Annotated in this window: 21 protein-coding genes and 1 tRNA gene; 7 read left to right on the plus strand and 15 right to left on the minus strand. The window is 38.9% G+C overall.

The window, feature by feature from the left end; genetic code table 11:
- Positions 1–65 precede the first annotated feature (65 nt).
- A tRNA-Sec gene (locus tag CCAL5182_RS03460) sits at positions 66–163 on the plus strand.
- A 17-nt stretch (positions 164–180) separates the two neighbouring features.
- Here the strand turns inward: CCAL5182_RS03460 and tsaD are convergent.
- Genes tsaD through CCAL5182_RS03495 form a run of 7 tightly spaced genes read right to left on the minus strand, consistent with a single transcriptional unit; the run spans position 181 to position 7,226 of the window.
- Positions 181–1,179, minus strand: coding sequence for a tRNA (adenosine(37)-N6)-threonylcarbamoyltransferase complex transferase subunit TsaD (gene tsaD, locus CCAL5182_RS03465; RefSeq protein WP_169999910.1), 999 nt, complete (start codon positions 1,177–1,179; stop codon positions 181–183).
- Positions 1,176–2,471 (minus strand): M99 family carboxypeptidase catalytic domain-containing protein, encoded by a 1,296-nt coding sequence (locus CCAL5182_RS03470; protein WP_336610263.1) that lies wholly within the window; start codon positions 2,469–2,471, stop codon positions 1,176–1,178. Before CCAL5182_RS03470 ends, tsaD begins: the two co-directional genes overlap by 4 nt.
- A 2-nt stretch (positions 2,472–2,473) precedes the next feature.
- Positions 2,474–3,712 carry a uracil-xanthine permease family protein gene (locus CCAL5182_RS03475; protein WP_169972023.1) on the minus strand — a complete coding sequence of 413 codons (1,239 nt, stop codon included), beginning with the start codon at positions 3,710–3,712 and terminating at the stop codon, positions 2,474–2,476.
- The gene (gene dxr / locus CCAL5182_RS03480) at positions 3,699–4,796 is read right to left on the minus strand and encodes a 1-deoxy-D-xylulose-5-phosphate reductoisomerase (RefSeq protein WP_336610264.1); all 1,098 of its coding nucleotides are present in this window, start codon (positions 4,794–4,796) and stop codon (positions 3,699–3,701) included. Before dxr ends, CCAL5182_RS03475 begins: the two co-directional genes overlap by 14 nt.
- Positions 4,790–5,521, minus strand: coding sequence for a phosphatidate cytidylyltransferase (locus CCAL5182_RS03485; RefSeq protein ID WP_336610265.1), 732 nt, complete (start codon positions 5,519–5,521; stop codon positions 4,790–4,792). The genes dxr and CCAL5182_RS03485 overlap by 7 nt, the downstream gene beginning before the upstream one ends.
- Positions 5,522–5,572: 51 nt before the next feature.
- Positions 5,573–5,902 carry a hypothetical protein gene (locus CCAL5182_RS03490; protein ID WP_169936905.1) on the minus strand — a complete coding sequence of 110 codons (330 nt, stop codon included), beginning with the start codon at positions 5,900–5,902 and terminating at the stop codon, positions 5,573–5,575.
- Positions 5,903–5,912: 10 nt separating this feature from the next.
- Positions 5,913–7,226, minus strand: coding sequence for an NFACT RNA binding domain-containing protein (locus tag CCAL5182_RS03495; RefSeq protein WP_336610266.1), 1,314 nt, complete (start codon positions 7,224–7,226; stop codon positions 5,913–5,915).
- Positions 7,227–7,394: 168 nt separating this feature from the next.
- Here CCAL5182_RS03495 and CCAL5182_RS03500 point away from each other — a divergent pair, with 168 nt between their 5' ends.
- The 6 genes from CCAL5182_RS03500 (at position 7,395) to CCAL5182_RS03525 (ending at position 13,575) form a co-directional block, all read left to right on the plus strand.
- Entirely contained in the window at positions 7,395–7,940 is a 546-nt protein-coding gene (locus tag CCAL5182_RS03500; protein WP_169936909.1) for a YceI family protein, read from the plus strand.
- 134 nt (positions 7,941–8,074) lie between these two features.
- Entirely contained in the window at positions 8,075–9,340 is a 1,266-nt protein-coding gene (gene leuC / locus CCAL5182_RS03505) for a 3-isopropylmalate dehydratase large subunit (RefSeq protein WP_170015941.1), read from the plus strand.
- A 71-nt stretch (positions 9,341–9,411) separates the two neighbouring features.
- Positions 9,412–9,972, plus strand: a complete 561-nt coding sequence (mobA, locus tag CCAL5182_RS03510) for a molybdenum cofactor guanylyltransferase (protein WP_336610267.1) — start codon at positions 9,412–9,414, stop codon at positions 9,970–9,972.
- Complete coding sequence (locus CCAL5182_RS03515; RefSeq protein WP_336610268.1) at positions 9,969–10,952, plus strand: phospholipase A; 984 nt, start codon at positions 9,969–9,971, stop codon at positions 10,950–10,952. Before mobA ends, CCAL5182_RS03515 begins: the two co-directional genes overlap by 4 nt.
- A gap of 119 nt (positions 10,953–11,071) precedes the next feature.
- Positions 11,072–12,448, plus strand: a complete 1,377-nt coding sequence (locus CCAL5182_RS03520) for a GntP family permease (protein ID WP_336610269.1) — start codon at positions 11,072–11,074, stop codon at positions 12,446–12,448.
- On the plus strand, positions 12,445–13,575 hold the full coding sequence (locus tag CCAL5182_RS03525) for a glycerate kinase family protein (protein WP_169936919.1): 1,131 nt from the start codon (positions 12,445–12,447) through the stop codon (positions 13,573–13,575). The genes CCAL5182_RS03520 and CCAL5182_RS03525 overlap by 4 nt, the downstream gene beginning before the upstream one ends.
- A 133-nt stretch (positions 13,576–13,708) precedes the next feature.
- Here the strand turns inward: CCAL5182_RS03525 and CCAL5182_RS03530 are convergent, their stop codons facing one another.
- From CCAL5182_RS03530 to CCAL5182_RS03565, 8 genes are read right to left on the minus strand one after another with little or no spacing between them, the layout of a single operon-like run.
- Positions 13,709–14,590 carry an AMIN domain-containing protein gene (locus tag CCAL5182_RS03530; protein WP_336610270.1) on the minus strand — a complete coding sequence of 294 codons (882 nt, stop codon included), beginning with the start codon at positions 14,588–14,590 and terminating at the stop codon, positions 13,709–13,711.
- Between the two features lie 5 nt (positions 14,591–14,595).
- A complete protein-coding gene (locus CCAL5182_RS03535) occupies positions 14,596–14,874 on the minus strand; it encodes a septum formation initiator (protein WP_336610271.1) in 279 nt (92 codons plus the stop codon).
- Positions 14,871–16,121: a phosphopyruvate hydratase gene (eno, locus tag CCAL5182_RS03540; protein WP_336610272.1), complete on the minus strand. Its 1,251-nt coding sequence runs from the start codon at positions 16,119–16,121 to the stop codon at positions 14,871–14,873. The genes CCAL5182_RS03535 and eno overlap by 4 nt, the downstream gene beginning before the upstream one ends.
- Entirely contained in the window at positions 16,121–17,173 is a 1,053-nt protein-coding gene (gene recA, locus CCAL5182_RS03545; protein ID WP_169936927.1) for a recombinase RecA, read from the minus strand. Before recA ends, eno begins: the two co-directional genes overlap by 1 nt.
- Before the next feature lie 55 nt (positions 17,174–17,228).
- On the minus strand, positions 17,229–17,720 hold the full coding sequence (locus CCAL5182_RS03550; protein WP_169936929.1) for a hypothetical protein: 492 nt from the start codon (positions 17,718–17,720) through the stop codon (positions 17,229–17,231).
- An 8-nt stretch (positions 17,721–17,728) separates the two neighbouring features.
- A complete protein-coding gene (locus CCAL5182_RS03555) occupies positions 17,729–18,502 on the minus strand; it encodes a UDP-N-acetylmuramate dehydrogenase (RefSeq protein ID WP_336610273.1) in 774 nt (257 codons plus the stop codon).
- Positions 18,499–18,765 carry a flagellar biosynthesis protein FliQ gene (gene fliQ / locus CCAL5182_RS03560; RefSeq protein WP_169936933.1) on the minus strand — a complete coding sequence of 89 codons (267 nt, stop codon included), beginning with the start codon at positions 18,763–18,765 and terminating at the stop codon, positions 18,499–18,501. The genes CCAL5182_RS03555 and fliQ overlap by 4 nt, the downstream gene beginning before the upstream one ends.
- Positions 18,765–19,637: a menaquinone biosynthesis family protein gene (locus CCAL5182_RS03565; RefSeq protein ID WP_169936935.1), complete on the minus strand. Its 873-nt coding sequence runs from the start codon at positions 19,635–19,637 to the stop codon at positions 18,765–18,767. Before CCAL5182_RS03565 ends, fliQ begins: the two co-directional genes overlap by 1 nt.
- Between the last annotated feature and the right edge of the window lie 11 nt (positions 19,638–19,648).

Consider the following 19,648-nt stretch of genomic DNA (forward strand, 5'->3'; position numbering starts at 1 on the left):
TTTATCGATTTTAATAAATTAGCACTAAAATTCATATAAATTTTGATATAATGAGTTATTCACGCGGAGGATAAAGTAATCTGGTGGTGCTCACGGACTTCAAATCCGATGGCGGGGCGGTTGACCGTCTTGCGGGGAGTTCGATTCTCTCATCCTCTCGCCAACTTTCAACCTTGAAATTTAAGCCCTATCTATCTCGCTTCTAGGCTTTATCATCAGTTCGTTGTGTTTTACAAATTCACCTCTTAGGTATTTTTCTCGTCCGACGCGAGCTATCATAGCGGCATTGTCCGAACAAAATTTAAGCGGCGCTAAAAGCAGCTCACACTCGTGTTTTTGACACAGTTTTTCTATGCGTGAGCGAAGATTTAAATTTGCGCTAGCTCCACCCACTATGCCAAATCTCTTAAATTTATGCGCCTCAAACACTTTTGTAAGTTTGTCCATTATATGCAAGCATGCAGTGTTTTCAAAAGCATAGCAAATATCAGCCATATCATCTTCATTTAAATTTGCAAGCTTTGAAATTTCAACTCTAACTTGGTTTTTTAACCCCGAAAAGCTATACTCAAGCCTTTTGTCATGAAGCAATGGCACGGTAAATTTAAATCTCACTTTGTTTTGTGATCTTAGAGCCAGCTCTTGCACGACCGCACCGCCTGGATAGCCAAGCCCTAGCATCTTTGCAACCTTGTCAAAACTCTCGCCAAAGCTATCATCACCGGTGCTTAAAAGCAAATTTATCTTAGCGCTCTCGTCTATATCAAGAACCATCGTATGTCCGCCACTCACCAGCAAAACCCCAAGTGGAAATTTCGCCTCCTCGTTTAAAAACAGCGAATAAATATGGCCTATTAGATGATTTACAGCTATTAATGGCACCTTAAGTGCGATACTTAGCGCCTTTGCCATGCTAACACCACCTATTAGGCTAACACTAAGCCCGGGCTCGTTTGTCACGGCGATAGCTTTTATCTCTTTAAATTTGGGTTTTATCTCCTCTAAAAGCATAGGCAAAGCCTTTGTATGAAGGCGAGCTGCAAGCTCTGGCACAACTCCGCCATACAAACTATGTTCCATCTCTTGCGAAATTTTTTTGTGATAGATAAGTTCTAAATTTTTGATATCCAAAAGTGCGACCGAACTATCATCACAGCTACTTTCTATGCCTAAAATCATCTAAATTCCACCAATATCATACCGGCAAATTTATCTTTGCCCTCTTGTTTTTTATAAAATTCCACACGATAAACATTACCTTCTTTATCTATGGAAAAACTTTTTAGCATGCGGTTTTTTGTGATATTTTCACCAGCTTCATCGATATTTTTTGAGTTATAACCGATGACATTTGTGCGAATTTCGCTCTGTTTTGCGATGTTAAAACTATTTTTTACACTTATCTTATCTCCGCTTTTGGCATTTAAATTTTTGCCGTCCACGATCAAACTAATATCTTTTAAAGGCTCAATATGTTCAAAATACTGCGGATTTAAACGCGTGACAAAGCGGTTGCCGTATTGGACTTTATAACCGTTTTGCTCTTTTATAACGGCGATTAGCGGGTTGGACGAGGAGTAATTTATCTCGCCTTTTTTTAAAGGAACGAAATTTAGTGCTCCTTTTAGGTTATGGATATTAAGCACAAAAGCATCATCATAAAAACTTAGGCGAATTTCCTTTTCTATGGCCTTTTTTACATCCTGAACGGTTAGCTTAAACGGACGCGTAAACTCAATCCCTACAACACGCATATACTCTTCAATCGCCAAAAGGTGATAATACGTTCTTTGCTCGGCGTTTAAATTTTTACTAGCTTCGTTTGCAAAGGCGGACTTATCTTGTGTAACGGCGTAGTAGGTAAGACTTTTTAGCATCTCCAAGTCACCCTTTGCCGTTTGCGTGTTTTTGATAAAATATGTATGTTTTTGGTTTAAAATATTCTCATTTATCTTATCTTTAACGCGAGTTGCTATAGCGTTTAAGTCCGGATATTTCGCACCTTCAAGACGTTCTTGGTCTATTATGCAAGTATTTCCCCATTTGCGCGGATTTTCATCTTCGTTCATGTAGTTTGGTCTATAAAAACCGCTTCCATCATGTAAATTTAGCACAAGCGAAACATTTTGATCAGCGATTACTTTTTTGATATTAGTTACGGCTTTAAAGTCAGGATCATCTTGGTCTATATGCCCAAATTTACGGTTCATATCGCCTTTTGTGCCGCGATTTCTCTGGATAATGCTTGGAAAATTTAAGTTAGGCACGACCCAAAGACTACCCTTTGTGATGTTATAGTCAGTCGCCACTATCGATGCAGCCAAAAATCCGCCCGGCTCATCTCCTTGGATACCGCCTATGACAAGCATGGTATTATCGTCTTGAATACCTTTTTTAATAAGAGCGTATTCTAAATTTGAACCAAAGGCTAAAACCGCAAAAAACGGTAAAATTTTAATCAAAAATTTCAAGCCTAATATCCCTCGTAATGCTTAGCGCGAGGAAGCAGTAAATTTAAGACTATACCGACTATTGCACCAAGTCCTATACCCGAAAAACTAACAACACCAAAGTCAAGCACCATGCCGCCTATAGCAAATACAAATATCAAAGCAACGATTATCATATTTCTAGGGTTTGCAAGGTCTACGTGATGTTTTACCAAGGTCTCCATACCCACGCTTGCGATTATGCCAAAAAGTAGCAACATGATACCGCCGATAACGGGAGCCGGTATAGTAGAAAGCACAGCGCCTAGCTTTCCGACAAAAGCAAGCACGATAGCTGTTATCGCAGTCCAGGTCATGATGGCCGGGTTGTAAGCTTTTGTGATACTAACCGCGCCCGTTACTTCAGAGTAGGTTGTATTTGGAGGTCCGCCAAAACAAGCGGCAAATGAAGTTGCGACGCCATCACCTAAAAGTGTATTTTTAAGACCGGGGTTTTTAAGGAAATTTTCTTTGGTAACATTTGAGATGGCAAGCATATCGCCTATATGCTCTATTGCAGGAGCAATCGCGATAGGTACCATATAAAGTATCGGATCTAGCTCAAAAACAGGAGCCGTAAATGCCGGGGTCTTAAACCATGGAGCGTCCATTATAGGAGCAAAGTCTATCATACCAAAAAAATAAGACGTAATATAGCCGACTAATATACCGCACAAAATAGGTATCAAACGAAACATTCCTCGACCTAACATCATAACCAAGATCGTAGCTACAAGCGATACGCCTGCTACAAGCATAGCTTCATTTTGAGTATAGGCGGTGACATTTTTACCCATAGCCATATTTACGGCAGCAGGAGAGAGTATCAAACCTATAGTCATGATAACAGGTCCCACGATAACTGGCGGTAACATCTTATGTAAAAAGCTCTCTCCTTTTACCCTAACAATAAAGGATAAAACAACATAAAAAAGTCCGGCAAATACAAGCCCGCCCATAGTAGCGGCGAACCCCCACTCTTTTACACCAAAACTAATAGGCGCGATAAACGCAAAACTACTAGCTAAAAATATCGGCGGAACATTTTTACGCGTGATGAGCTGAAAAAGTAGCGTACCTGCACCTGCGGTAAAAAGTGCAACATTTGCGTCAAGCCCTGTAAGTAGTGGCACAAGCACAAGCGCACCAAAAGCTACGAACAAAAACTGAACGCCTACAAGACTCTCTTTAAAGCCAAATTTATAACCTTCATATTTTTGCATTTAACTCCCTTTTTGCAAACTCTCTAACCTCTTTATCAAGTTTAAAAATTTCATCTTCGTTTAGAATTTTAGCATCCCTAAATTTCTTAGCAGCCTTCAAAACTATGCGTGAAATATCTAAAAATCCGCATTCATTCTTTAAAAAAGCAAAAACTCCAACTTCATTTGCGGCATTTATCACAACACCGATATCAGGTGTATCTAAAACCTGCTCTTTCAAGGAAAAGATCGGATATTTTTTTAAGCTTATGTCGTGAAATTTTATACTTTTTAGCTCTAGTAAATTTGCATGAGATATAATTGTTTCATCTACGTTTTCAAGTACGGCATGAGAGATGGCTAGCTTCATGTCAGCACGCGAGATATGCGCACTCGTTGAACCATCCACAAATTCAACAAGCGCGTGGATCATCGAAGTAGGCTCTATGAGTGCTTCTATGTGTTTTATACCGTAAAGCCAATACGCCTCCATAACTTCAAAAAGTTTGTTTGCCATAGTTGCGCTGTCTATAGTTATCTTTGCGCCCATGCTCCAGTTGGGATGTTTTAGTGCGTCTTTTGCCGTTGCCGTTTTTAAGGATTTAAGAGGTGTTTTATAAAAAGCTCCGCCGCTAGCGGTGATTATTAGACGGCTTGGCTTTGTTTTATTTTCAAGTAAAAATTTAAGCCCAAAGTGTTCGCTATCTATCGGTAAAATTTTACTCGTATCTAAAAATTTACCGCCTACAACCAAGCTTTCTTTGTTGGCAAGTGCTAGCTTTTTACCTAGCTTTTGTGTTTTTAAACTAGGTCTAAGTCCCGCAAAACCAACCAAAGAATTTAATACTTTTTTACTATTTGAGACCTCAAGCATATCAAGCAACCCCTCTTGCCCTATAAAAATTTTATCTTTTGATATGCCTTTTACTTCGCCTCTTAGCTTCTCGTCCCCAACGCAAACGAATTTAGGGCTGAAATTTGATATTTGTTCATTTAAAAGTTCGACATTTTTACCGCAACTTATCGCTTCGACATTGATATTATGTCGCTTGCAAAGCAAGAGTGTATTTGTTCCGATGCTACCTGTCGAGCCTAATACTACCACGAAAGCGTCCAAAGAAGAGCTACAACACCAAACAAGTATCCGTCAACACGGTCTAACATACCGCCGTGTCCGGGAAAGATATTGCCGCTATCTTTGACATCGGCAGAGCGTTTTAGATAACTCTCAAACAAATCTCCCCATACGCCAAATATGCTTAAAAGAAAACTCGCGCAAATTATCTGCAAAAATCCTTCCATAACAAAACTTCCGCAAACTATGCCAACAGCCGTTCCCGCGGCTATACCGCCTGCAACGCCTTCAAGAGTTTTGTTTGGCGAAGCGATAGAAAATTTCCTCTTACCTATGGCTTTACCGACAAAATACGCCGCGGTATCACTAGCTGCAACACCAAATATCAACCAAACCAAAAAGCCGATACCGTATTCAGAGTAAAGCATCCACATCATAAATATCGGAGTTGCAGGATATATAAACGGCAACACCATGCGAAGATCAGGGCTTTTAATGTGAGCCAAAACAGAAGCAACCAGCATAATAGCAAGTATGGCTATGAAGATTGGATTTGTAAAAAATGTCAAAACATAAAACACAAGCGCAACATAAACAAGCTTGTCGTGTTCGATATTATAAAGCTTTAAAGACTCATTAAACGCAAAATAAAGCACGGCGCCTAGCAAAATAAAGTTAAAAATATAATTGTTGATAAAAAACATAACCAAAAGCACGGCGATCATAAGAACTCCGGTAACGATACGTGCACCCATCTTCTCCCCTTTAAATTTCAAGTTCAAATGTTGATTTTATCTAAATTTTGCTTATATTTGTATATTTAGACGATGTCCCGGCTCTCCCTCAAGAGGTTTTTGCTCCTCTTCATCATCATCGTCTTTTACGAAAGGCTTGCCTGGCTCACTTTGAGCATTTTGCTCTTCGCCCTTTTGTCTTTCGTGTTCGTGTTCGGGGTCGATCTTGTAGCTCTCTTCTGTCGGCCTAACTTCGGCTACTTCGTTTGCGTCATCGTCTAAAACGGTAGAAGCTAAAGCACTTTGCATATCAAAACGAGCTTGCTGGTTAGCACTAACAAATGATGCGACCGGCGCATTTTGGTTGATAAAATTTACATTTCCCAGAGGCGTTACAGACATTTTAACTCCTTTACTTTACAACTACTATCGTCCTAAAATCAATATAATTTACATTTGCACCGTTTGAAATTTTGACATTTTGCCTTTTTGTGTAATCAACCTCATATCGCCCTGCTCCGCTAACGCTGAAATTTACACAAATTTTAGCTGCAAAATTTAAAATTTCCTCATCTAGTTTGGTTTTGTTTGTTTTTATTATCACATGGGCACTAGGAATATCTTTTAAATGCAACCAAATATCATCTTTTTTGGAATTTTTTAGCAGCTCGATATTGCCTTTTTCGTTTCGTCCTATTGAAATTTTAAACTCTTTGATATAAAAATTTTGTATATTTTCGCTCTCGTTTTTTTGAGTCTTTTGGATATTTGCACGTTTTGGATACAAAATTTCAAGCTCATTAAGGCTTTTTGCATTTTCAAGCATCTCCTCTAAGCTAAGATAAAATTTTATCTTTTCGTTTAAATTTTCTCTCTCAAGCTTAACTCCATGTGCCTTTTGTGTTAAACGCTTAGCCTTTGTAAAATACAAATTTGCACTGACTTTAGGAGTATCTTCAAGGGTAAAATTTATCTTTTGACCACCAAAATCACTAAGCTCAAACTCTCTTTGAAACTCATCTAAATTTGATAAATTTGCAAGTAAAACTCCTGCCTTTTTACGAAGGTCTTCGCTCTGAGATTTTAAACTTTCTTCGCTCTCAAGCACCTCTAAGCTAGCTTGCAATGCTTGCAACTTCTTTTGAACTTGAGCCATTTTAACGGCTCTTAAATTTTCTAAATTTTGCCTATTAAGCCTATTAAATTCACTTTTAAAAAACTCGTTAAAGTCCAAAATCTCATCGCACGGCTTTTCTTTTATAGCAATCGCCTCAAGCTGTTTTAACACTCTGCCAGGTTTTATCTGCCTAAAATTATTTTCGATATGTCTAAGTGCATCTATTATCACGCCGTTTTCATCCGTGATGATCGCATTAGTAAAGCGTCCCGTAAATTCGAGATAAAGCTCACTTTTTATACTTTTATACAAACCGTCAAACGAGGTTGAAATTTGTAAAATTCTATTATTTTCAAGACATTTTATTTCTAAAATTTTTGAACTTTTTAGACGCTTTTTAAGCGCGTTATCAAATGGAGCGTTATACGTTTTTATCGCTTTAAATTCGCTGTTTTGATATATCGCCGAGCCCGATTTTGCAAGGTCGAAAAATATATCGTTACCGTCAAAATTTATAAGCAAAAGCATATCGCCGACTCTTTTAATGCCATTTATCTTTTTAAATTTAGAAAAGTATTTTGCCAATGTTTGTAAGTGTGCGTATTTCATAAGCGGTATTATACTTTAAATTTATTTATTTTTTCGTGTGCTAACCCGACTTGCTTTAAATATTTCGCCTAAAAACTTGACCCTAAAACGTAAAATATTATTAAAATATTATTGTTATGTTTGTTAATAATCTCTATAATCACATCAAATTTAAACACAAGGAAAAAAATGAAAAAACTTAAATTTTCACTAGCACTCGCACTTCTTGCGACTTTTGCAAATGCCGCAGTTTACGAGCTAGACCCCATTCACTCAAGCACAAGCTTTAAGATAAAGCACCTTAGCATAAGTAACGTCGTGGGAAGTTTTAAGTCATTCAAAGCAACTGCCGATATGGACGGCGAAAAGTTAAAAAGTCTAAGTGCAACCATCAAAACCGACTCTATCTTTACCGATAATGACGCTCGCGATAAACACCTTCGTTCGGCTGATTTTTTCGAAGTAGAAAAATATCCTGAGATAAAATTTGAGATGACAGGCATTAGTGGCGATGATATAAAAGGAAATTTAACCATAAAAAACGTAACAAAACCTGTAATACTTGAGTATGAATTTGGCGGAAAAACAGTCGGCCAAGACGGTAAAGCAAAGGTTGGTTTTAGCCTTGAGGGCGAGATAAAAAGAAGCGACTTTGACTTTGCTCCCAACACATCAACAGTAACCTTAGGAGATAAGATAAAGATAGATATCGAAGTTGAGGCGGTAGCAAAATAACTTAAAGGCTCGACTTTGAGCCTTTTACAAATTTACTTCACTTAAATACATTTTCGCTTACATTTTTTACTAAAAATAAAGATTTTATATATTTTTTGTTAAAATCAGACAAATTTCAATCCAAAAGGCAAAAGATGAAGCAGACTATAACAGAAAAGATTTTTTCCGCTCACACAGGCGAAGAGGTAAGCGCGGGTCAGATAGTGCAAAGCCCTATAGATATGGTTATCGGCAACGATATAACAACGCCGATTTCAATTAAACAATTTGAAAGAAGCGGAGCACAAAAGCTAGCTAATCCCGACGGTTTTGCCATCGTAATGGACCACTACATCCCGGCAAAAGATATCTTAAGCGCAAATCAAGCCAAAATTTCACGCGACTTTGCATACAAACACGATCTTAAAAACTACTTTGATGAAAAAGATATGGGCATAGAGCACGCCTTGCTTCCTGAAAAAGGACTTGTTATCCCAGGTGATGTCATCATCGGTGCAGACAGTCATACCTGTACGCACGGCGCTCTTGGAGCGTTTGCGACAGGCATGGGCTCTACCGACCTTGCTTATGCAATGATAACAGGCAAAAACTGGTTTAAAGTGCCTCAAACCATAAAAGTAGTCTTTAACGGAAAATTTGGCGAGCACATATACGGAAAAGACTTGATACTTGAGGTTATTCGCCGTATAGGTGTGGACGGGGCACTATATAAAGCGCTTGAATTTACGGGAGAGGCGATAAGCTCACTTGACATGGACGGACGCTTTAGTCTTTGTAACATGGCGATAGAAGCCGGCGGTAAAAGCGGTATCGTAGCGTATGACGACATAACAAAAGAATTTTTAAAAGGTAAGAATTTACGCTCAAAACCTGTAATCCACTACTCAGATGAAGGCGCAAAATATGAAAGCATTTTAGAGATAGATGTTAGCAAGCTTGATCCTGTTGTCGCTTATCCATTCTTACCAAGCAACGGCAAAAGCGTAAGAGAGGCCGTAAAAGACGATATCGCGATAGATCAAGTATTTATCGGCTCTTGCACCAATGGACGCTTAAGCGACCTTAGGATCGCCGCTGAAATTCTAAAAGGAAAACGTGTATCCAAAAAAACACGCCTTATCATCACTCCTGCAACGCAAAAGATAGCAAGAGAGGCTGAAAAAGAGGGTCTGATAGAAATTTTCATCGAAGCCGGAGCAGTCGTAAGCAACCCTACATGTGGCGCATGTCTTGGCGGATATATGGGAATTTTAGGCAAGGGCGAAAGATGTGTAAGCACAACAAATAGAAACTTTGTCGGCAGAATGGGTGATAGAACGAGTGAAATTTACCTTGCAAGCTCTGCAGTAGCGGCGGCAAGCGCGATAGCTGGAAAGATAGCTGATCCAAGAGATCTATAAATTTAAAAGCATTTTAGGGGATTAAAAGAAATTTAAACCTCTTTTATCCCCAAAAACACAAAGGATAAAATTTGAAAACCTGCGTTATCTTAGCCGGAGGAAAAAGCTCTCGCATGGGGCAAGACAAGACACTTTTGCCCTTTGAAGAGTTTAACACACTTACGCATTTTCAATTCAATAAATTTAGTAAAATTTTTACTAATGTTTTTATAAGCTCCAAATTTGATAAATTTATACCGCCTCTTCCGTTACTAAAAGATATTTCGCAAGACTATTCGCCTATGCTAGCTCTTGCTAGCGTGCTAGCAAATTTTAAAGATGAAAAAATTTTTATAATCCCCGCCGACATGCCATTTGTAAGCAAAGAATGCGTAACAAAACTTTACGAATACAGCGATAAATTTGATATCACCATAGCACAAGATGAGGAATTTAGCCATTCGCTTTGTGGCTTTTTTAACTCAAATATCAGCAAAAAAGCGCTTGAGCTTTATCAAAACGGCGAACATAAAATCGGGCTTTTGCAAAATTTTTATAACGTCAAAAAGGTTAAATTTGACAATGCCGAGCAATTTTTTAACGTAAACGACCCATCTCAATACCAAATCGCCCTCAAAATGAAGCAGATATGAAAAAATTTCTCGTTTTTGTATTTTGCTTTCAAATTTTACTCCAGGCCAATGAAACGAGTGAACTTTTTAAAAAAGCTCAAGAATTTGAAAATATCGGCGATACGGTAAATGCTATGAGGCTCTACAAACAAATCGCCCAAAATTCGCTTAATCAGCAAAACCAAATTTTAAACAACAATGATACAAACACAACAGTTGCCATAGTTAAACCCGAACAAAATTTAGAAAAACTTATCTTGCAAAACTCGCAAGAGCCAAAAGATGACGAGATACAAAATATCCTTGGTTTACGACTTTATCACCTAAACTATCTTTTACCTGTTTCATACTCGCAAAACAAACCTACAAACGGCAAGAGTAGATTTGAAACTAAATTTCAATTTAGCGTTCAAAAGCCGCTTATGACAAATGCGTTTAAGCTAAACGAAACATTAGGAATTGCCTACACTCAAACATCTTGGTGGCAAACCTCAAGCGACTCTGCGCCTTTTAGAGAAAGCAACTATAAGCCTGAAATTTACATAGACTTCGACACTCAAAATAGCCTAAAAATGCTAAATATCTCCAATATAAGAGCCGGACTTTTGCATGAATCAAACGGCAAAGACAAAGAGAATTCAAGGAGCTGGAACAGGCTTTATGCGCAGGCTAGATTTGACCTTGGAACACTTAGCGTGACACCTAGAATTTGGAGTATCGTAGGCGACACCAATGATAATAAAAACATAGAAAACTACATCGGAGTTGGCGACGTAAATTTCTCTTTTGCATTTAAGGATCACATATTAAACACAATGATAAGAAACAACCTGCACTTTGACAAAACAAATCGCGGTGCAGCCCAGTTTGACTGGCTTTTTCCTATATTTTCTACTGGGATTTACGGTTATGTTCAGTTTTTTACAGGATATGGCGAAAGCTTAATTGATTATAATAAACACACAAATAAGATAGCAGTCGGTTTTACCCTACTTAGATAGGCAAATTTCGCTGTTTTCGTTAAAAATTTAGATTTTTAGTAATTAGTATTATTTTTTAAGATTTTATAAGGAAAATTTGTTAATATATCCCTAAAAAACTTTAATCTAAGGAGCTTTTTATGAGCGGTATTTCTTTGATTATTAGTTTTGTAATCGCCATAGTCATAATGATATGGATGATCTCAAAGCTAAAGGTTCATCCGTTTTTGGCATTGATGAGTATATCTCTTATCCTTGCTATCGTTGCAGGAATTGATCTTGCTAAAATCCCAGGCATTATCGGTAACGGCTTTAGCGGTATATTTAAAAGTATCGGTATCGTTATTATCTTTGGTGCACTTATCGGAACTATCCTCGAAAAGACCGGTGCAGCGCTAAAGTTAGCCGACATGGTCGTAGACTGCGTTGGTCAAAAACGCCCTGAGCTTGCTATGCTTATCATGGGCTGGGTAGTAGGCATACCTGTGTTTTGCGATAGTGGTTTTGTTGTATTAAACCCTATCCGTGAAGCACTTCGCAAAAAAATCTCGGCAAATCCGGTAGGCATGGCTGTAGCGCTTAGTGGCGGTCTTTATGCAGCTCACGTGTTTATACCGCCTACTCCTGGACCTATCGCGGCTGCAGGAGCACTAGGACTTGGAGGGAATTTATTGCTTGTTATCGGCATGGGTGTAGTTGTTTCTATACCTGTTTTGATCGGTGTTTATATGTTTGCTAGACGCATAGGCGATGAAGTTAGCATAAGCGACGAGGAAGCAAATGCTATCATATCTCAAAGCTACGAAGATCTAATCAAACAATACGGCAAACTTCCTGGTGGATTTTTAAGTGTTGCACCTATTTTCATGCCGATTTTATTCATGGCTCTTGGCTCTATCGCTAAAATTTTAGGCATAAGCGGAGCATTTGGCAACCTGCTTGCTTTCCTAGGTAATCCTATCATGGCTCTTGCTATCGGCGTTGTTTTTGGTATATTGCTACTTGCTGATACAAACAAACTACCTGCATTTAACGACATGACAAATGAAACGCTAAAAATAGTAGGCCCGATACTATTTATCACAGCCGCGGGTGGTGTTTTAGGCCAAGTTATAACATCTGCCGGCTTTGTTGACTATATAAAAGAAAATGCAGCAGTCATTAGCGCAGCGGGAATTTTCTTCCCATTCTTGATCTCAGCTATACTAAAAACAGCACAAGGAAGCTCAACTGTAGCCATTATCACTACAGCTTCTATCATGGGTGCATTTAATGCCGACAACTCACTAATGATGGCTCTTGGGCTAACTAGCGAGATAGCTGCTGCCCTATGCGTCATGGCGATCGCTGCGGGTGCAATGTGCGTATCACATGCTAATGACAGCTACTTCTGGGTCGTTACTAACTTTAGCAAAATGACACCTCAACAAGGTTACCGAACACAAACCATGATGACATTTATCATGGGTATCGTTGGCATTGCTAGCGTTTATATCTTGTCATTGGTTCTACTATGAAGGTATTAGTCGCGATTGACTCTTTTAAAGGATCGCTAAGTTCGCTTGAAGCGGGCCTAGCGGTCAAAGAAGGCATAAAAGATCTTTGTGAAGTTGTAGTAAAGCCTGTTGCAGACGGTGGTGAGGGTAGCGTAGAAGCGCTTTGCGATGCTCTTGGGGGAAGATACATCGACATCATGGCTCAAAATCCACTCGGCATACAAATTTTAGCCAGATACGCTATAGCAAATGATCTGGCAATAATGGAGATGGCTAGCACTTCAGGTCTAACGCTGATCCAAAAAGAGCAACGAGATCCTTTAAAAACAAGCACTTATGGTTTTGGCACTATGATAAAAGATGCTATAAATAAAGGTGCGCGTAAATTTATAATCGGTATCGGCGGTAGCGCAACCAACGATGCCGGCACCGGTATGCTAAGTGCACTTGGCTTTGAATTTTATGACGAGAGTGGAAATTTATTAAAAGGTGTTGGCGAGGATCTTATAAAGATCTCTAAAATTTCAACAAAAAATGCCATGCCTACACTAAAAGAGTGTGAATTTCTAATAGCTTGTGATGTTGATAACCCACTATATGGTAAAAACGGTGCAGCCTATGTTTATGGTCCACAAAAAGGAGCCGATGGCAAAACAGTCAAAAAGCTAGATGAGGGATTAATAAATTTCGCAAATGTCGTCTCAAAAGAATTTGGATATGACTTTAGCGCGCTAGAGGGCGCCGGGGCTGCCGGCGGTCTTGGATTTGGTTTTGTGAGCTTTTTAAGTGCCACTCTAAAATCAGGCATACACATCATCACAGAAGAGATAGGCCTTGAAGAAGAGATCAAAAAAGCCGACCTGATCATAACAGGCGAAGGTAAAATGGACTTTCAAAGCTCAATGGGCAAAACCCCTACAGGCGTAGCAAAGTTAGCCAAAAAATACAACAAGCCCGTTATCGCTTTTGCAGGTAGTGTATCTCCGTGTGCAAAAGAGTGCAACAGCAACGGCATAGATGCTTTCTTTGGGATACTGGGCGAGCCTATAAGCCTTGAAGAAGCAATGAGAAAAGACATAGCATCACAAAATTTAAAGCTAACGAGCAACCAAGCTGTTAGGCTTTTCATGTTAGCACAAGCTAAATAAAATTAAGACGGTTTGGCTAAAAGCTTTGCCGTCTTTTATAGTTTAAATTATTTGATCAAATTTGCACGCAGAAATTTATATAATGAAGAACTTCAAGTCAAAGCATATTTGACGCTATTAGCTAAATTTATTATCATTTAACTCTAAGCTCATAGCCTTGCATAACTTTGCCGATACTATATGTTTGTTTTTTATCAAGCTCTACAACGACTCGGTAGAAGTCGTCATGCCAGCCCACGGTTATGTTTTTAAATACCGCAGAATTTACTTTTATATATTTTGTTCTAAAACTTTTTGGAGGATTATCAAAGTCAAGAACTATCTTGCTATTTTCATGACTAAAATATTTTATATTTTTGTCTTTTGTTATGATTTTTAGGATATTTTTAGAGCTATCTATCTCAAACATATCCGCAAATTTCAGCGAGCTTGGCTGCTTTTTTGGCTGAATTTTTGGTTTATTGGTTGTGACTTGTTTGCTTTTTGGTTGTGTTTTAGCTTTTACAGACAAACCTACTTTGCTCTTGTTGGTATCTAAATTTATAGTCGTTACGACAGGTAAAGTCGTTATAGCCTGCTCTTGCCTTGTAGATTTAACGCTTTTGCTTTGCGTAGTTGTATTTGTATCATTTTTATCGTGACTTATAGTTTGTATTATTGTTTTAGCTGTAGGATTTGGCATGGTTACTGAAACATCAAGCTTTTGTGTAGTTAAAGGCTCTGGATTTTTTAACTTTAAGATAGCATACTCTTCTTGCCAACTGATAGTTTTATTTATATCGCTTAGCACCTTTTCTTTTATACTGCCATCTCCTGCGCGATATCTAACGGTAACGCCCAACAACAACCTAGCGTCGCTTGGAAATTTAATATCTTGCGTATCAAATTCGTCAAATTCCTCTTTTAAATTTGTCGTCATTACGCTTGCATTTAGTTCACCAATAGGCGTAAATGGGTTTTCTCTAGCATAAAGCACGCTTGCCATCAAACAAAATATAATACAAATTTTTTTCATTTTAGCTACTTTTTACCGGTATCGGGCTCAAGTTCTTTCAGCTCGAAATACTCTTTTTGAAGTTTTGCGTTACGTTTTTTTAAAATTTCCACATCTTCGGCAAGGCGTTCTTTTTTGCTCTGTAGACTGAGCATAACATCCAAAGAACGCTTGCCAAACATCATATTGCCGATATAGATCGCAAACACAATTACGCATACTATAACGACAGTATGTCTGAAAAATGATTTAAAAAAGTATGATCTTTTTGATTTTTTATCATACTCTTCTAAAATTTCACTCAAATACTATCCCCTAAAAACTCACCGGCCTCAAGCTCTATCTCAAGCAGACGGTTGTATTTGGCATTTCTTTCGCTTCTGCTTGTAGCTCCGGTTTTTATCTCGCCCGTATTTAAAGCAACTGCAAAGTCTGCTATAAAAGCATCTTCGCTCTCGCCGCTTCTGTGACTCATAACGCAGCGATAGCCGTTTCTTTGAGCAAGGCGAACTGTTTGCATAGTTTGACTAACAGAGCCGATTTGGTTTGGTTTAATCAAAATAGCATTACCAATGCCTTTTTCAATACCTTCACGTAAAATTTTCTCATTTGTAACAAAAAGATCGTCGCCTACTAGCTGAACCTTATCACCAAGACGCTGTGTTAAGCTCTTCCAACCATCCCAGTCATCTTCACTAAGTCCATCCTCTATAGAAAATATCGGATACTTATCGCAAAGTTGCGCGTAGCGCTCTATAAGCTCTTCTGAGCTGAATTTTTTGCCCTCAAGCTCGTATTTGCCATCCTTATAAAGCTCACTAGCTGCTACGTCAAGAGCTAGTTTAATCTGGGAACCGGCCTCATATCCTGCTAATTTTATCGCCTCCATAATAAGCTTTAGCGGCTCTTCATTGTCTTTTAAATTTGGAGCAAAACCACCCTCATCACCAACGGCAGTACTATGTCCTGCTTTGTTTAAAATCTCTTTTAGTTTATGATAAATTTCTGTTGCTGCTCTTAATGCATCACTAAAATTATCAAATCCAAAAGGCATTATCATAAATTCTTGAAAGTCTACACTATTGTTTGCATGCGCTCCACCGTTTATAATATTAAACATCGGAACAGGTAAAATGCTAGCATTTGCCCCACCCAAATAGCGATATAGAGGAATTTTAAGGCTATTTGCCGCAGCTCTAGCAACAGCCATCGAAACACCAAGAACGGCATTTGCACCTAAATTTGAGTAGTTATTTGTGCCGTCTAACTCAAGCATCTCATCATCAACGGCTTTTTGGTTATACGCATCAAGTCCAATAATGGCTTCTGCTATGCGCTCATTTACGTTTGCAACAGCTTTTAAAACACCTTTGCCTGCATATCTAGCATCTTTATCACGTAGCTCAAGAGCCTCGCGCTTACCGGTGCTTGCACCACTTGGCACGATAGCACTTGCCGATGTGCCGTCGCTTAAAGTTACAACTGCGCGAACGGTCGGGTTACCCCTACTATCAAGAACCTCATGAGCTACAACATCTTCAATATAAACCATTACTCTTCTCCTGATTTGTCGTTATTTTTATCATCGTCGTCTTTGTCGTTACTTAAAATTCCAACAACGCCCATTGAGCCTTTTATCGTCGCGATAATCTCATCCGCAACATCTTTATGCTCTTTCAAATAAGCTTTTGAATTTTCTCTACCCTGTCCGAGCTTACTAGCTTTATAGCTAAACCATGCACCGCTTTTATCGATAACATCGAGTTTTACTCCATAGTCGATTATCTCGCCCTCTTTGCTTATACCCTCGCCAAACATCACGTCAAATTCTGCGACCCTAAACGGAGGCGCTACCTTATTTTTAACAACTTTGACTTTAACGCGGTTACCGATGCTCTCTTCGTTTTGTTTAAGAGTGGCTATACGGCGAACATCTATACGCACAGACGCATAAAATTTAAGGGCATTGCCGCCTGTTGTAGTCTCAGGCGTGCCATATCCAGTCGCACCTATCTTCATACGAATTTGGTTGATAAATATAATCGTCGTGCCCATTTTATGCACAACGCCCGTGAGCTTACGAAGTGCTTGACTCATAAGTCTTGCTTGAAGTCCAACATGTTGGTCTCCCATATCGCCTTCTATCTCACTTTTTGGAGTAAGAGCAGCGACACTGTCTACTACGATAAGATCGACTGCACCGCTTCTAGCTAATGTCTCTACCATATCAAGTGCTTGCTCGCCAAAGTCAGGCTGAGAGACGTAAAGATTATCCGTATCAACGCCTAAATTTGAAGCATATTTCACATCAAGTGCGTGCTCGGCGTCGACAAACGCACAAATTCCGCCAGCCTTTTGACACTCGGCAATAATGTGAAGCGTAAGTGTTGTTTTGCCAGAGCTTTCAGGACCATAAACCTCTATAATCCTACCTTTTGGCACACCGCCTATACCAAGAGCAAGATCAAGTCCGATCGAGCCAGTAGGGATGCTATCTATCGGCTCGACTTGCTTGTCGCCAAGCCTTATCATCGCGCCCTTGCCGAAGTCCTTTGTGATCTGTTTTAAAGCCAGATCAAGGGCTTTTTGCTTTTCTGCGTTCATATACTACCTTATTTGAAAATTTTCTGATTTTATCAAAAAATGTGTGAATTTTACTTTAATCATTCACGCCGTTATCACACAAAATGATATTTTCATTTAGCTTATCAGCCAAATTTACAAGTCCTAAAATTCTATTTTCATCTTCTAAAAACAACACATACGTATCGCCACAAAGTGCATAAATTCCCATAGCAAGAGCGCTGTTTAAATTTAATGCACACGATGTTAGAAATGTGGCATCTACGCTGCCCTCATCTGTTTTTGGCTCATTTTTTAGCTTAGGTTTTATAGCCTGTAAAAACTCGGTTTTGGTTGTTGATTTGCTAAATTTATATAGTAAATTTTTACTTGCTAAATATTCACAAAGCTCGTTAAATTCTTTGATATCGCTAGGTTTTACCTCATCAAATTTAAGAGCAAATTCTTTAAGTAAATTCTCTTTTATGTTTGCGTTTGGCTCTAGCTCTTTTTGCTTTTTTCTGGCATAAAACCAGATACATATAAAAATAATCGCCATGGCTAAAATTTCGTTTAAAAACTCTCTCATTTTACACCTTAAAGTATGACAACTTCAGTCTTTAGTTCTATGCCAAAGCTCTCAGAAACACGTCTTTTGGCCAACTCTATAAGCTCGGTTGCATCAAAAAATGTCGCATTATTAAAATTTATCAAGAAATTTGCATGTTTTTCGCTAAATTTTGCTCCGCCGATAGCATGTCCTTTTAATCCAACCGCCTCAATCAACCGTCCCGCAAAGTCACCTTGTGGATTAGTAAAGCAGCTTCCAAAGCTAGCCCCTTTTGGTTGATCAGATCGTTTCTTATTTATCTCGTCGGCAAAACTTTGCAAAAAACCTTTTTTGATCTTAAATTTAGCCCCAAATATCGGCTCGTTAATACCGCTATGGCGATACGAGAAGTCTATCTCACTCTTTGGCACCCAGCCTCTAGCCAGTAAAACGTGAGTAAGGCTATCACTTATACTAAGCCCCAAAAGTCCTGCATTCATAAAGACTAATCCACCAAGAGTGCCAGGTATATTTTGCAGGATTTCAAATCCAGCGATATCGTGCTTTTTGGCAAAACTAAAGATCTTGCCGCTCTTGCTAGCACCGCCTATCTCAAGCTCATCGCCGTTTAAATTTATATAGTCAAATTTCTTTGAAAGTATCGCCATTTTTGGAGGATTTGGCGAGATTAAAATGTTGTTTGCGCCACCTATCAAAACAGCATCTCTGACATCATTATCTATGCTATCTACAACCGCAACCTCATGCTCTCCGCCTATCTTTACGGAGCTAAATTTAGCAAAATTTATAATGCGCTTCACTGGACAAATTCCGGGATATAATCAATCATACGCGTGGTAAATTCAACCATCATCGAAACCATCCACGGCATAAGAAAGATAATAACGACAACAACAAGAATGATCTTAGGAACAAAGCTTAGCGTTGTCTCGTTTATCTGTGTAGTCGCTTGAAATATCGATATAAGCAAACCCGCGATAAGCCCACAAAGTAGCATAGGCAAACTTAGATAAAGCGCTATCTTAAAAGTCTCTATGCCAAGTGCAACCAGAGTGCTTTGCATTAGCTAAACCTTACCTCGTTGTATTCTTTAGGGATAAGATAGTCGTGTGCATCGATGATTTGCGGATAAAAACCGTGCTTATAGCCTATCTCAAACAGTTTATTTAAAGAATTTAAAGCCACCTCGTCCATGCTTACAGAACTTTCATTTGCATATAAATTTAGATATGTTTTTAGCTTCTCTTTATCGACACGTATCAAATTTCTTTCCATCAACATGTGCGATAAAAACGGTTTATGTGCGGTCGCTATACGAACAGCCTCAGTTAAAACCCGCTCGCACTCTATCGCGTCTGTTAAAGGTAAGCTTCGGCGAACCGCCATGCCTCCAAGCGGTAGCGGTATCTCTTCTTTTGCAAACTCACACCAGATATCCCAAATTTCACGTTCAACTTCTAGCTCACTACTAAAATCAAGAATGCTTTCATGTATAAGCACTCCCGCATCAACCTCTCCACTAACAACAGCACTTTCGATCTCTAAGAAATTTTTATAAACAATGCGGGCATTAGGATATGCTATGCGAAACAAAAGTGCGTTGCTCGTATGTGCTCCACTTAATGCCACCTTGAAATTTCGTTTTAAGCTCACGCCTTTTTTCTTCACCAACTTTGGCCCATAACCGTTACCAAAACTAACGGCAGTTCGCAAGAGAGCGTATTCGTCTTTTATGAGAGGATAAAGTGCAAAGCTTATCGCTGTCGCGTCATAAGTGCCTTTTAGAGCCTCTTCATTTAGTGTCTGAATATCAAGAGCGGTATTTGAAAAACGTAAATTCACACTACTTATCCAGCCGAATTTTACCGCCATATACATAAATATATCATCGGCGTCGGGCGAGTGAGCGACGCTTATTAGCTTGTAATTTTTCAAAATTTATCCTT

Source organism: Campylobacter sp. 7477a, assembly GCF_014892335.1.
Lineage (GTDB): Bacteria > Campylobacterota > Campylobacteria > Campylobacterales > Campylobacteraceae > Campylobacter_A > Campylobacter_A californiensis.

Bases quoted from the DNA above. Each gene is read 5' to 3' on its own strand.
- tsaD (WP_169999910.1), bottom strand. From the start codon at position 1,179: ATGATTTTAGGCATAGAAAGTAGCTGTGATGATAGTTCGGTCGCACTT.
- CCAL5182_RS03475 (WP_169972023.1), bottom strand. From the start codon at position 3,712: ATGCAAAAATATGAAGGTTATAAATTTGGCTTTAAAGAGAGTCTTGTA.
- CCAL5182_RS03485 (WP_336610265.1), bottom strand. From the start codon at position 5,521: ATGGGTGCACGTATCGTTACCGGAGTTCTTATGATCGCCGTGCTTTTG.
- CCAL5182_RS03490 (WP_169936905.1), bottom strand. From the start codon at position 5,902: ATGTCTGTAACGCCTCTGGGAAATGTAAATTTTATCAACCAAAATGCG.
- CCAL5182_RS03495 (WP_336610266.1), bottom strand. From the start codon at position 7,226: ATGAAATACGCACACTTACAAACATTGGCAAAATACTTTTCTAAATTT.
- CCAL5182_RS03500 (WP_169936909.1), top strand. From the start codon at position 7,395: ATGAAAAAACTTAAATTTTCACTAGCACTCGCACTTCTTGCGACTTTT.
- leuC (WP_170015941.1), top strand. From the start codon at position 8,075: ATGAAGCAGACTATAACAGAAAAGATTTTTTCCGCTCACACAGGCGAA.
- CCAL5182_RS03515 (WP_336610268.1), top strand. From the start codon at position 9,969: ATGAAAAAATTTCTCGTTTTTGTATTTTGCTTTCAAATTTTACTCCAG.
- CCAL5182_RS03520 (WP_336610269.1), top strand. From the start codon at position 11,072: ATGAGCGGTATTTCTTTGATTATTAGTTTTGTAATCGCCATAGTCATA.
- CCAL5182_RS03525 (WP_169936919.1), top strand. From the start codon at position 12,445: ATGAAGGTATTAGTCGCGATTGACTCTTTTAAAGGATCGCTAAGTTCG.
- CCAL5182_RS03530 (WP_336610270.1), bottom strand. From the start codon at position 14,590: ATGAAAAAAATTTGTATTATATTTTGTTTGATGGCAAGCGTGCTTTAT.
- eno (WP_336610272.1), bottom strand. From the start codon at position 16,121: ATGGTTTATATTGAAGATGTTGTAGCTCATGAGGTTCTTGATAGTAGG.
- recA (WP_169936927.1), bottom strand. From the start codon at position 17,173: ATGAACGCAGAAAAGCAAAAAGCCCTTGATCTGGCTTTAAAACAGATC.
- CCAL5182_RS03550 (WP_169936929.1), bottom strand. From the start codon at position 17,720: ATGAGAGAGTTTTTAAACGAAATTTTAGCCATGGCGATTATTTTTATA.
- fliQ (WP_169936933.1), bottom strand. From the start codon at position 18,765: ATGCAAAGCACTCTGGTTGCACTTGGCATAGAGACTTTTAAGATAGCG.